Annotated in this window: 11 protein-coding genes; all 11 read right to left on the minus strand. The window is 41.7% G+C overall.

The features are described from left to right. Positions 1-153 precede the first annotated feature (153 nt). Complete coding sequence (locus CPS94_RS03545; protein WP_112195050.1) at positions 154-1,095, minus strand: LCP family glycopolymer transferase; 942 nt, start codon at positions 1,093-1,095, stop codon at positions 154-156. 149 nt (positions 1,096-1,244) lie between these two features. After that, entirely contained in the window at positions 1,245-1,871 is a 627-nt protein-coding gene (gene pyrE, locus CPS94_RS03550) for an orotate phosphoribosyltransferase (RefSeq protein ID WP_112195048.1), read from the minus strand. A gap of 15 nt (positions 1,872-1,886) precedes the next feature. Then, positions 1,887-2,603: an orotidine-5'-phosphate decarboxylase gene (gene pyrF, locus CPS94_RS03555; protein WP_112195046.1), complete on the minus strand. Its 717-nt coding sequence runs from the start codon at positions 2,601-2,603 to the stop codon at positions 1,887-1,889. After that, positions 2,593-3,531 carry a dihydroorotate dehydrogenase gene (locus tag CPS94_RS03560; protein ID WP_112195044.1) on the minus strand — a complete coding sequence of 313 codons (939 nt, stop codon included), beginning with the start codon at positions 3,529-3,531 and terminating at the stop codon, positions 2,593-2,595. Before CPS94_RS03560 ends, pyrF begins: the two co-directional genes overlap by 11 nt. A gap of 13 nt (positions 3,532-3,544) precedes the next feature. Beyond that, positions 3,545-6,721: a carbamoyl-phosphate synthase large subunit gene (gene carB, locus CPS94_RS03565; protein ID WP_112195042.1), complete on the minus strand. Its 3,177-nt coding sequence runs from the start codon at positions 6,719-6,721 to the stop codon at positions 3,545-3,547. Further along, entirely contained in the window at positions 6,714-7,799 is a 1,086-nt protein-coding gene (locus CPS94_RS03570) for a carbamoyl phosphate synthase small subunit (RefSeq protein WP_056960518.1), read from the minus strand. Before CPS94_RS03570 ends, carB begins: the two co-directional genes overlap by 8 nt. 1 nt (position 7,800) lies before the next feature. Continuing rightward, complete coding sequence (locus tag CPS94_RS03575) at positions 7,801-9,078, minus strand: dihydroorotase (protein WP_112195040.1); 1,278 nt, start codon at positions 9,076-9,078, stop codon at positions 7,801-7,803. Further along, entirely contained in the window at positions 9,075-10,007 is a 933-nt protein-coding gene (locus CPS94_RS03580) for an aspartate carbamoyltransferase catalytic subunit (protein ID WP_112195038.1), read from the minus strand. Before CPS94_RS03580 ends, CPS94_RS03575 begins: the two co-directional genes overlap by 4 nt. Before the next feature lie 108 nt (positions 10,008-10,115). Further along, positions 10,116-11,396, minus strand: a complete 1,281-nt coding sequence (locus CPS94_RS03585) for a solute carrier family 23 protein (RefSeq protein ID WP_112195036.1) — start codon at positions 11,394-11,396, stop codon at positions 10,116-10,118. 137 nt (positions 11,397-11,533) lie between these two features. After that, positions 11,534-12,076 (minus strand): bifunctional pyr operon transcriptional regulator/uracil phosphoribosyltransferase PyrR, encoded by a 543-nt coding sequence (gene pyrR / locus CPS94_RS03590; protein ID WP_004047733.1) that lies wholly within the window; start codon positions 12,074-12,076, stop codon positions 11,534-11,536. Positions 12,077-12,233: 157 nt separating this feature from the next. Then, positions 12,234-13,139 carry an RluA family pseudouridine synthase gene (locus tag CPS94_RS03595; RefSeq protein WP_112195034.1) on the minus strand — a complete coding sequence of 302 codons (906 nt, stop codon included), beginning with the start codon at positions 13,137-13,139 and terminating at the stop codon, positions 12,234-12,236. Between the last annotated feature and the right edge of the window lie 17 nt (positions 13,140-13,156).

Consider the following 13,156-nt stretch of genomic DNA (forward strand, 5'->3'; position numbering starts at 1 on the left):
TATTTTCAAATACGCAAGCACAAAACAATAAACAAAAAGTTATCTTGTTATGATTTGCACTATAGTATCAGTATACTAACACTTACTCTAAATTTCAACGAAAATACATGAAAAAAAAGTTGAGAATTAATTAATTCTCAACTTTAATTTTAATTACTTAAGTTTTAACGTTTGCTTCAATTGAGAGCGAACTTCATCCAAGTTTTCCTTTGGTACGACCTCATATGAAACACCATCGATCATTTGACCATTACCCTTGAGTTGGATCTGATCAATATTTTTAGCCCCACCATAATTAGTTACGATATCTTTAATATCATCAAATGTTAAGTCAGTTTTCATATTAGCCGAAATAGCATTCAAAATGCTATGGTATTTAGCTAGACTATCGATCGAAGCTGCTTTTTCTACTAAAGCAGTCAAAACTTGGCGTTGGCGCAATTGTCGCCCGTAATCGCCTCGTGGATCCTCATAACGCATCCGAGTATAAGCTAAGATATTATCAGCATTGATCGTGACTTCGCCTTTAGGGAAATGAACATCTAAGTTCGTAAATTCTAAGTCATTATCGACTTTGACCGGACCGATCGCTTCTGATAACTGTTCAAGGCCTTTCATATTGATCTCGATATAATGATCGATCGGAATATCTAAATAGCTTTGTAATGTATTCAATGCTCCCGAAACTCCATCATATGAATAAGCTGCATTGATCTTATTATTGCCTGGATGGCCTGCGATCGTAACTAAAGTATCTCGTGGAATACTCAACAATTCAGTCTTTTTAGGCGTAACAGCCGCTACCATGATCGTATCCGAACGCCCTTGTTCAGTCCGACCATACTCACCAGTATCACTTCCTAATAAAAGGACTGAAAACGGTTGTCCATTGTCTAAATTGACACTGCCGGTGCGCTTATCGTCATGTTTGACAGCTTTATATGTAACATCGACAGCTTTTTTGGCATCGAAATAGAGTTTACCTACAATAACTGCGTCGATCAGTAAAAAGAGTCCCAATGCGATCAAGACCCACTTCCACCAACGTTTTTTCTTCTTATGATGATGCTTATGTTTATGTTGTTCATCAGGCATCAACAATCACCGCCTTATTATCTATATTAATAAAAATAAACCTTGTATATTATACCAATATTCCTAAATTTTGTATAACAAAAGCCTTTCATAGCAAGGATAAAAATCTAAAATGACCATCCAATGTGCACGGATGGTCATTTTATCATTTAGGCTTTAGCTGACCAGTTTTCAGGATCATGGCGCCATTTTTCCAAGGCTGCACGTTCTGTCGTTGAAATATAGTTAGTTTCAACAGCAACTTCTAATAATTCTGAGTAATTAGTCAAGGTAAAATAACTCAGATCTGCTTGCCTAAAATTATCAACGATTGCTTGCAATTGATAACTAAAGATCGCTCCAACACCTAAAACATCGGCTCCTTCATTTTGCGCAGCTTTAACAGCTTTTAAGACACTGCCCCCTGTTGATAAAAGGTCATCGATCACGACTGTTTTAGCTCCAGGATGCAAAACACCTTCGATCTGTTTACTACGCCCATGATCTTTAGGTTTAGATCGAACATAAACCAGTGGCAAATCTAATTCAGCAGCGATCCAAGCCGCATGTGGGATCCCTGCCGTAGCTGTCCCGGCGATCACCTCGACTTTTGGATACTTTTCGCTTATCAATTCTGCAATTCCTTTGGCGATCGCTGTTCTGATCTTAGGATAGCTGATCGTTAAACGGTTATCACAATAGATCGGACTTTTGATCCCACTTGCCCACGTAAAAGGTTCATTAGGAGATAATTTTACAGCTTGAATTTTGAGTAAGTCTTTTGCGATTTCTTTCATTTACTTTATCCTTTCTTACTGATTCCAGAGCTCAAAAATTGCTTGATAAGCCGTCACAGGGTCTTTTGCTTGTGTGATCGGACGCCCAACAACGATCGCACTTGAGCCATTTTGCGCCGCCATATCTGGGGTCATGACCCGTTTTTGATCACCTAAACTGTCGGTTTTTAACCGGATCCCAGGCGTGACCCGTAAGAATTCCGGTCCCGTAACTTCTCTTAACTTATTAGCTTCCCAGCCCGAACAAACGACCCCATCTAAGCCGGCATTTTGCGCTAATTTAGCATAATTTTCCACGCTTTTCTCAAGTCCGACTGTGATCAATTGTTCTTCTTTGACCATGCGTTCATCAGTTGAGGTCAATTGCGTGATCGCTAATAATTGGGGCTCTTTTTTACCAGCTTTTAGTGCACCTTCAACTAGGCCATATTTAGCAGCCTTGAGCATCTCATGCCCTCCATTAGCATGCGTCGTGGTGAGACTGACCCCTAATTGGCCTAAAACATACATTGCCCGTTCGACTGTGTGCGGGATATCATGACATTTTAGATCTAAAAAGACATCGTGTCCTTGCTCTAAGATCGCTTTAACTAGATCTTGACCTGCACTGTAATATAATTCCATTCCGATCTTTACGAAAAGTTTCTCTGTTTGCGGAAAATTTTGTAAAAAATCAAGCGTTCGCTGAGCATCATTGAAATCAAGAGCAATGATCGGACGTTTAAGCTTCATTATCTCTAGCCTCCCGTACTTCTTGGATCAACTTTTCAATACTTTCGATCCCCAATTCATCCATTACTTTTGGTAATTCTGCAACTAAATGTGGGCAGATCAAAGGATCGTAGAAATGCGCCGTTCCGACTTGGACGGCTGAAGCTCCAGCTAAATACATCTCAATGATATCTTTAGCACTCTTGATCCCTCCGACCCCAATGATCGGGATATCTACTGAATGGGAAACTTGATAGATCATTCTGATCGCGATCGGTTTGATCGAATGTCCTGAAAAGCCACCAGTCAAATTACCCAAGACCGATTTACGCGTTTTTAAATTCAAACTCATCCCCATCAAGGTATTGATCATTGTCAAGCCATCAGCACCAGCAGCTTCAACTGCTTTAGCGATCGCTACTACATCGGTTACATTAGGAGAAAGTTTAACATAAACTGGTACCTTAGAGACAGCTTTGACTTGTTTGGTCAATTCAGCTGCGGTCTGTGGATCAGTTCCAAATGCCATCCCACCTTCATGCACGTTAGGACAAGAGATGTTCAATTCTAAAGCGGCCACTAAATTAGAATCGGAGAGTTTTTTAGCAACTTCCACATAATCAGCAACCGTCGACCCCCCCACACTACCTAACACTGGCAAGTCGGGATAATCCTTTTTTAATGCTGGTAATTTTTCACTAATAACGGCTGCGATCCCCGGATTTTGTAATCCGACCGCATTGATGACTCCATTGTCCAATACGGCGATCTTAGGATTGGGATTACCGTCACGCGCTTCAGGTGTCGTCGTTTTGATAACTAACGCTCCTAAAGTATTCAAATTAAATTTTTGAGCTGCGCCAACATCTCCAAAGCCAAAAGTTCCACTTGCTGGCATGATAGGATTTTTTAGCTCTAAACCTGGTAATTTGACTGATAACCTTGACATAATTAGCCTCCCTTTATAATGCTGTCGTCGAAAATGAACGATTTTCTAAAGCTTTCAGTAAAGCATCCACGGTATCAAATGATGTCAACAAAGCAATATTGTGCTCGATCGCAGTTTGTCTGATCACAAAGCCGTCAGATACTTTTTCTTGGTCATGATCCATCGTGTTGATCACGATGTCAACTTCATTATTTTGTAAGACATCTAAGATCCCTGGTTTCGCCTGTCCGATCTTGGCAACGGTCATGGTATGCAACCCGTTTTCATTTAAAAATTCGGCTGTTCCAGCAGTCGCAAAGATCCGATAGCCGATCTTAGCAAAACGTTTTGCTAAAGTTAGGGCTTGCTGTTTATCTTTATCTTTGACCGTAAATAAGACGCTCCCGTTAGCCGGTAATTTCATATTAGCTCCTACAAAAGCTTTGTAAAGTGCTTTTTCAAAGCTATGGTCACTACCCATGACCTCACCAGTTGATTTCATTTCTGGTCCTAATAAGCTGTCGACATCAGCCAGTTTATTAAAGGAGAAGACTGGAGCTTTGACATGGATCATTTCAGATTCAGGATAGATCCCCGACTCATAGCCGAGCTCTTTTAAAGTCTTGCCTAAGATGACCTGAGTAGCAACTTGGGTCATCTTGATATCAGTGATCTTACTCAAAAATGGGACTGTCCGACTAGCCCGTGGATTTACTTCAAGAACATAAACTTCACCTTTATGCACGATAAATTGAATATTCATGATCCCGATACACTTCAAAGCAACGGCTAATTTCTTAGTTGCATCTTCAATTTGATCTTTGACACTTTGATCAAAGTTTTGCGCTGGATATACTGCCATCGAATCGCCAGAGTGGACCCCGGCTTGTTCGATATGTTCCATGATACCTGGGATCAAGACATCCTTACCATCACAGATAGCGTCAACTTCACATTCATATCCTTCAAGGTAAGCATCGACCAAGATCGGATGTTCTTTGGCTAAGTGCGCATTTTCAGCTAAATATTGGGTCAATTCTTCATCGTTATTAACGATCTCCATTGCCCGTCCGCCAAGTACATAACTTGGACGAACTAAAACTGGATATCCGATCTCATGAGCGCATGCCAGAACTTCTTCTTTTGACATCGCAGTCTTGCCCACAGGTTGCTTTAGACCAAGTTGTTTGATAACTTGGTCAAATAACTCACGATCCTCAGCGCGGTCAAGATCAGCAACTGCAGTCCCTAAAACATTGACGCCATTTGCTTCTAAACCATCTGCTAGATTGATCGCTGTTTGCCCCCCAAATTGCACGATCACACCTTTAGGCTGTTCAAGCTCGATCACATTCAAGACATCCTCTAGATCAAGCGGTTCAAAATATAATTTATCGGAAACTGAAAAATCGGTAGAGACCGTTTCAGGATTAGAATTCATCACGATCGCTTCATAGCCTAGTTTTTGGATCGCTTTAACGCTGTGAACTGTAGCGTAATCAAATTCGACCCCTTGTCCGATCCGGATCGGGCCAGAACCGATAACTAGGATCGATTCTTTAGTTGACGGGTGACTTTCATTTTCAAGGTCGTATGAACTGTAAAAGTATGGTGTATGTGATTCAAATTCAGCTGCACAAGTATCGACCATCTTATAGACAGGAAGGATCTGATTTTCTTTCCGTAAAACACGGATCTTTTCAGCAGTCGTATCCCACAATTTAGCGATCGTGTGGTCACTAAAGCCATAATACTTAGCCTCTTTTAAGCAAGCTGGCTCATTAGGATGTGCTTTTAATTTAGCTTCAAGTTCGATGATATGTTTTACAATATCTAAATAATAGAGATTGATCTTAGTAAATTCATGGACCTCTCGTAACGTATAACCGCGCCGAAAGGCTTCAGCCAAATAAAAGAGACGGTCATCTTGAGCGTGAACTAATTTTTTCTCTAGCTCTTCATCCGAAGCTTTAGCTACTCGTGGTGATAAAAGATCTTTTTCATCGATCTCAAGTGAGCGGACTGCTTTTTGCAACGCTTCTTCTAAATTACGACCGATCGCCATAACTTCCCCAGTTGCTTTCATTTGGGTCCCTAAAGTCCGATCTGCCTGGGCGAATTTATCAAATGGCCAGCGTGGGATCTTAGCAACTACATAGTCTAAAGCCGGTTCAAATTCAGCATACGTCGTTTGGGTAACAGGATTTTTGATCTCATCTAGTGTCAATCCAACTGCGATCTTAGCTGCCATTTTAGCGATCGGATACCCCGTTGCTTTAGAAGCCAAGGCCGAAGAACGTGATACCCGGGGATTGACTTCGATCACGTTATAATTGAAACTGTTAGGGTCAAGGGCTAACTGAACATTACAGCCACCTTCGATCTTGAGTGCACGGATCAATTTTAAAGAACAGTCCCGTAACATTTGGTACTCTCGATCAGTCAATGTTTGTGTTGGTGCGACCACGATCGAATCACCAGTGTGGATCCCAACTGGATCAAAGTTTTCCATCGAACAAACTACCATTGCATTGTTGGCAGAATCGCGCATCACTTCAAATTCGATCTCTTTATGCCCCATGATCGATTTTTCGATCAAACACTGGGTCGCAGGCGAAAGATCCAGACCATTAGCTGCGATCTCTTCTAATTCAGCCGGGGTATCACACAAGCCCCCACCGGTCCCGCCCATCGTAAAGGCAGGCCGTACGATCACAGGATAGCCGATCGTTTCAGCGAATTCCAAGGCTTCTGCTACTGTATTGACCGTCTTTGAAGCTGGGATCGGCTCGTTTAACTGTAACATCAACTCTTTGAATTTCTCGCGGTCTTCAGCTTGATCGATCGCAGATAATTTTGTACCTAAAAGTTCGATCCCAAGCTCATCTAAGATCCCACTTTTATGCAATGCGATCGCTAAGTTCAACCCGATCTGACCACCTAATGTTGGCAATAAAGCATCGGGATATTCTTGACGCATGATACGTGAAACTGATTCGACCGTCAATGGCTCTAAATAGACCCGATCAGCAATGTCAGTATCTGTCATGATAGTTGCAGGATTGGAATTGACTAAAACTACTTCATAACCTTCTTCACGTAACGCCATACAAGCTTGTGTCCCAGAATAGTCAAATTCAGCGGCTTGTCCGATGATGATCGGTCCTGATCCCAGAACCATGATTTTTTTAATATCTGTTCGTTTAGGCATTTTCTTCTTCCTTTCGTTGATCGATCATATGCATAAAGTCATCAAAAAGATCGACTGCATCGTGTGGTCCTGGTGCAGCATCGGGATGGAATTGCACGCTAAAAGCTTTGTAGCGCTTATGCCGTAGTCCTTCGACTGTACCATCATTTATCTCACGGTGAGTAATGATCAATTCAGCTTTATCGACAGTGGCTGGATCGACTGCATAACCATGATTTTGTGAAGTAAAATTGATCCTTCCCGTTGCGATCTCACGAACCGGATGGTTGAAGCCTCGGTGTCCAAATTTCATCTTATACGTATCAGCTCCATTAGCTAAAGCAAAAATCTGGTGTCCTAGGCAGATCCCAAAGAGTGGAAGATGCTTTTGGACTTCTTTGACCATTTCGACAGCATGTAAAACATCTTTAGGATCCCCAGGTCCGTTAGATAACATGACGCCATCGGGTTTTAGATTCAAGATATCTTGGGCTGTTGCACTTGAGGGCAGCACGATCGTATTGCAATCACGTTTAGAAAGTTCGCGTAAGATACTGTGCTTTAGCCCATAATCAACTAAAACGACATTGCGCTTTTCACCTGGATTTGGATAAGGTTTAGTCGTTGAAACTTGTTCTACTACACGATCATTTAGCACAGTTGCACGTAACTGATCAAGGGTGTGGGTCATGTCATGGACTGAATCGACCAAACACCCCTTCATCGTTCCATGTTCACGCAATTTCTTAGTCAATGCCCGAGTATCGATATGACAAAGACCTGGGATCTGCATTTGTTTTAGGAAATCATCAAAAGTCCCTTGCTTGCGCCAACTGTCAGAAACACGTGCCACCTCACGACAAATGACCCCACAACAATTTGGCATGAGCGACTCGTAATCATCCAGATTGACTCCGTAATTTCCGATCAACGGATTGGTGAAAACTAAGATCTGATTAGCAAATGATTGATCTGTTACAGCTTCTTGATAACCTGTCATCCCCGTTGTAAAAACCACTTCTCCGGTCGTTTGCCCTTCAAAACCAAAAGCTTCCCCCGAAAATACTGTACCATCTTCTAAAACTAAATAACGCTCCATGCTAATCCTCCTTTTGATAAACTACATTACCATCGACCATAGTCAAGTAAGTTTGCCCAAAAACTCTTTCGCCAGTAAATGGAGTATTTTTACCCCTCGAAAAATAATCGGCTTCAGTGATCGTAGTTTCATGTTTCAGGTCAAAAACGGCTAGGTCCGCTTTAGCTCCTGCAAAAATACTTCCCGCTTCAAATTTGAAGGCTTCAGCTGGATTTTTAGACATGAGCTCTAATAGTTGCTCCAAAGTCAAAACTTGCTGTTGTTTTACCAGTTGAGTATACAGTAAGGCAAAAGCCGTCTCACTACCTGTGATCCCAAAAGCAGCTGTGCGCATATCACCAGTTTTTTCGTCGATACTATGCGGAGCGTGATCAGTCGCGATCATATCGATCGTGCCATCTAAGATCCCCGTAAGCAAAGCTTGTTGATCTTCATTAGCTCGTAACGGTGGGTTCATTTTATAAAAGCCATCATTTTTTACGATATCGTCTTCACTCAATAATAGATGATGTGGTGAGACCTCACAGGTCACATTGATCCCATGCTTTTTAGCAATGCGGATCAATTCAACACTTTCTTTAGTCGAAACATGGCAGACATGATAATGGACGCCAGTTTCTTTGGCTAATAATAGATCGCGTGCGATCTGAGAAGATTCACTGATCCCCAATATACCTGGTAGACCTAATTCTTTAGCCTTCTTTCCCGCATTCATCACACCGCCAAACAACAGTGAATTATCTTCGACGTGGGCTACCAAAGCTACATCTAGTTTTTTCGCTGCTAACATAGCTTGATACATCGTGCCAGCTGTTTGAACTCCACAACCATCATTACTAAAAGCAAAGGCACCAGCTGCCTTCATTCCTGCATAATCAAGTAGCTCATCACTTTTCAAACCTGCTGTGATCGCACCATATTGTTTGATCTTAACGACCCCATCAGCCTCATTCAACGCCACTTGAGCGGTAACTTTAGCTGGCGTATCAGGGACAGGATCTAAGTTTGGCATCGCACAAACAGTGGTATACCCTCCATGAGCTGCAGCTAAACTCCCAGTTTTGATCGTTTCCTTATGTGTAAAACCGGGTTCGCGATAGTGTACATGAACATCAACTAAACCAGGAGCAACTAATTTATCAGTCACATCGATCACTTGAGCGCTATCTGCTTTTAGCTCCGTGCCTAAGGCTGTGATCACGCCGTTTTCGACCAACAGATCATTTTTTAATAATTTACCAGCTTGATAAACTGTCCCATTTTTAAGCAATAACTTCATCTTGTTTTTCCTCCTAGCTCACGGCCTTCGATCACTTTTTCCAGCATTGCCATCCGCATAAACACACCATTTTGCATCTGTGCCTTAAACCTAGATTTTTTTGCCTCAACTAAGCTACTAGCAAACTCAACATCCCGATTGATCGGTCCGGGATGCATGACGATCGCATCATCTTTTAATTTAGCATAGCGTTTCGTCGTTAAACCGTATTTTTGATGATAACTCTCTTTTGAAAAAGTTTGCTCCTCAGTAGCACCATGGCGTTCATGTTGAACTCTTAAGAGCATCAAGACATCAACTTTTGCGACTAATTCATCTAATGGGCGATAAGTACCGTATTCTTCAAAGGCTTCATCATACCAATAACTTGGTCCCGAGAAATATACCGTCGCCCCCAGTTTATGCAATAACTCCATATTACTTTTGGCGACCCGCGAGTTGGTCAGATCACCAACAAGCGCGACCTTTAAGCCCGTAAATTTTCCAAATTGCTCATAGATCGTCAACATATCTAGTAGACATTGCGAAGGATGCTGACCACTTCCATCCCCGCCATTGATGATCCCGATATCTAGCGTTTGTTTGGCACCTAGTTCTATCAATGGTGCATAATATTCATTTTGAGAATGTCTGATCACAGCTAGTTTCACACCTAAAGCATCCATCGTCAACAATGTATCATATAAAGTCTCGCCCTTATTGACCGAGCTTTGCTTAGGATCGAATTGCAAAACATTCAAACCTAATTTACGTTCAGCCATTTCAAAGCTCGTATGCGTCCGAGTTGAATCTTCAAAGAACATATTGACACAATAAACCTCGCTTAGATCACAAGTTGGACGTCCCCCTTGTTTGAAATACTGAGCGCGTTTGATCAACGCTAAAACTTGTTTTTCATCTAAATTATCGACTGTTACAAAATGTTGCATGGCTCTTTTTGGCTATAGATCATGTGGTTATTAGAAAGTGCTATAGTTTTCCTTTCTTAGATTGCTGGCAAATATCAGTTCCACATTTTACTTTCCACTGATTATTTTTTATCGTTCACTAAAAGCGTATTTTGGTAAGATCAAGTTCAAACCGATCCCAAAGATCGTTGCTAAAGCAATACTTGTCAATTGGAAATTCCCTAATTGAAGATATGTTCCACCGACACCTACGACCAAGATGACCGAGGTGATCACTAAATTGCGCTTCAACGCATAATTTACTTTGTTATCAACTAAGATCTGTAAACCATTGGAGGCGATCATCCCAAAGAGTAGAAATGAGATCCCGCCAATGACTGGACTTGGGATCGATTGGATCAAGGCTGAGATCTTACCACAAAAACTAAAGACGATCGCAAAAAAGGCTGCGCCACCGATCACCCAAACTGAGTGGACCTTTGACATGGCTAAAACACCAATATTTTCACCGTAAGAAGTCGTCGGGGGACCACCAGCAAAACCAGCGATAATGCTTGAAAAACCATCACCAAGTAAAGTTTTATTCAAACCTGGATCTTTAAAGAAATTGCGCTTAGTTAGTTTATTCAAGACCATGATATGTCCCATATGCTCAGTCATTGTCACAAAAGCGATCGGTGCCATCCCTAAGATCGCTGCTGGGTACCATTTAAAATCATAATTGATAAACATTACATCAAACGCCGGTAGCGTGAACCATTTAGCTTTAGCGACGGCTGTAAAATCCACGATCCCCATCATAACAGCAAAGATATACCCACCGATGATCCCAAGCAAAACGGGGATCATACTTGGAAAACCGCGCAAGAAGATGTTAAAGCCGATCGTCAGCAGCAAAGTAAAGATCGCAACACTGAAAAATTTCAGATCGTAATTTGAATTGTTCAACATCGCATCATTAGCTGCCGTCGTGGCAAGTGATAGCCCGATAACAATAATGATCGGCCCTACAACAACAGGAGGCAATAGTTTATCGACCCAACTTGAGCCAAATTTGCCAACGATCAAAGAAACGATCACATAAACTAAGCCGGCTGCAATGGCCCCCTGACCGACAGCAGGATAGCCGTAATTTTTCATCAAAACTTGCATCGTCATGATAAAAGCAAAACTCGAACCTAGATAAGCTGGGATCTTAGCTTTTGTGCATAGCAAGTATACGATCGTTCCGACACCGGAACAAAAGAGTGCGATACTTGGATTCAAACCGATCAACAACGGGACGAGCACGGTAGCTCCAAACATCGTAAAGAGATGCTGGATCGATAAGACTAACCAATGCGGAAAATTCGGCTTATCGTTGATATCTAATAGTGCATCTTTATTTCTAAAAACTTCTTTTTCTGACATAAATAATCTCCGTTCTATTTTGCTAAGAAAAAAGCCCGAAATATTACATTTCGGGCTCTAAAAGGTAGACTTAATCCATAATGTCTTAAGCCTATCAACCTTTTTTGCCCTCTCTGGAGTCAATTAAAATGGTTAATTTATTTGATTGTCTTTAATTCGATCCCGTCTTTACCATCGATCTCTTCGACATAAACAGAAACTTCTTCATTTAATGCGGTCGGGATATTTTTACCAACGAAATCTGCGCGGATCGGCAATTCACGGTGTCCCCGATCGACTAAGATCGCTAAGTTGATCGTCTTTGGTCGGCCTTGATCCATCAAAGCATCTAAAGCCGCACGGATCGTTCGTCCAGTAAATAACACATCGTCAACTAAGATCACATGTTTATCATTGATATCAAATCCGATCTGACTATCTTTTACGACCGGTTCATGCTTGGCGTTAGGATCATGATGAATATCATCACGATATAAGGAAATATCTAATTCGCCTACCGGGATCGTTACATCCTCTAGTTGTTGCAAGCGCGCTGCGATCCGTTTAGCTAAATAAATACCACGGGTCTTGATCCCGACTAAAACGATCCCGTCTACCCCTTTATTCTTTTCAATGATCTCATAAGTCATCCGTGTTAATGCTCGTTTCATCGTGATTGCATCGCTCACTTCTTTTGCCAAAGTAAAAACCTCCCTAGAATATTAAAAAAACGCTAGCCTCAAAGAATACACTTCAAGACTAGCGCTAAACAGACCCACTGATAGTGTGGGAATATCGAACCGTACCTTGCTAGCCTCTCTGGACTATTCTTAAAGGACTCACTTATTTATTTATAATCTACTTGATTTTATTTGTTTTGTCAAGATATGCCAGTTGTTTTTCAAAAATTTCTGGCAGTGGGGCTTCAAAAGTCAAAAATTCACCCGTTTTGGGATGGGTAAAACCTAATTTAGCTGCGTGCAAAAACTGCCCCTTACCCTTCAAAGTCTTCTTGGGTCCATACATTGGATCACCCACTAGCGGATGACCGATATATTTCATATGCACACGTATTTGGTGGGTCCGACCTGTCTCTAAGCAACAACTTACTAAGGTATAGTCTTGATAACGCTTCAAGACTTTAAAATGCGTCACTGCATCCCGACCACCAGAAACAACAGCTTGTTTTTTACGATCCTTAGGGCTCCGTGCGAGCGGAGCTTTGATCGTCCCAGAATCTTCTTTGATCCGTCCGTGAACAAGCGCGACATATTCGCGTAAATTAGTTTTATCTTTTAATTGCTTAGCCAAACTGCGATGCGCCTGATCATTTTTAGCGACCATTAAGAGCCCCGAAGTATCTTTATCGATCCGATGTACGATCCCTGGGCGATAAGTTCCATTGATCGTTGAAAGCGGGCAATGATATAACAAAGCATTGACTAACGTATGGTGTTCATGTCCTGGTGCCGGATGAACGACCATTCCCTGTGGTTTATTGATCACGATCACATCATCATCTTCATAAACGATATCTAAAGCGATATTTTCAGGTTCGACTTCAAGCTCTTTGATCGCTGGTTCGGTCAAACTGATCTTATCGCCCGCTTTGACCTTGTATTTACCCTTTTGTAGGGTCTCATTGACTAAAATATTGCCCTGTTCCAATAATTGTTGGATCTGGGACCGCGAGTACTGTGGAAAGATCGTCGTTAAAACTTTATCTAACCGTCCCGTTTGCGTTGTGATCGTTGCTTCTACCAATTCATTATCATCCTTCT

It is taken from the genome of Ligilactobacillus murinus, assembly GCF_003288115.1.
Lineage (GTDB): Bacteria > Bacillota > Bacilli > Lactobacillales > Lactobacillaceae > Ligilactobacillus > Ligilactobacillus murinus.

Bases quoted from the DNA above. Each gene is read 5' to 3' on its own strand.
- pyrF (WP_112195046.1), bottom strand. From the start codon at position 2,603: ATGAAGCTTAAACGTCCGATCATTGCTCTTGATTTCAATGATGCTCAG.
- pyrE (WP_112195048.1), bottom strand. From the start codon at position 1,871: ATGAAAGAAATCGCAAAAGACTTACTCAAAATTCAAGCTGTAAAATTA.
- CPS94_RS03545 (WP_112195050.1), bottom strand. From the start codon at position 1,095: ATGCCTGATGAACAACATAAACATAAGCATCATCATAAGAAGAAAAAA.
- CPS94_RS03575 (WP_112195040.1), bottom strand. From the start codon at position 9,078: ATGAAGTTATTGCTTAAAAATGGGACAGTTTATCAAGCTGGTAAATTA.
- CPS94_RS03580 (WP_112195038.1), bottom strand. From the start codon at position 10,007: ATGCAACATTTTGTAACAGTCGATAATTTAGATGAAAAACAAGTTTTA.
- CPS94_RS03570 (WP_056960518.1), bottom strand. From the start codon at position 7,799: ATGGAGCGTTATTTAGTTTTAGAAGATGGTACAGTATTTTCGGGGGAA.
- CPS94_RS03585 (WP_112195036.1), bottom strand. From the start codon at position 11,396: ATGTCAGAAAAAGAAGTTTTTAGAAATAAAGATGCACTATTAGATATC.
- CPS94_RS03560 (WP_112195044.1), bottom strand. From the start codon at position 3,531: ATGTCAAGGTTATCAGTCAAATTACCAGGTTTAGAGCTAAAAAATCCT.
- carB (WP_112195042.1), bottom strand. From the start codon at position 6,721: ATGCCTAAACGAACAGATATTAAAAAAATCATGGTTCTGGGATCAGGA.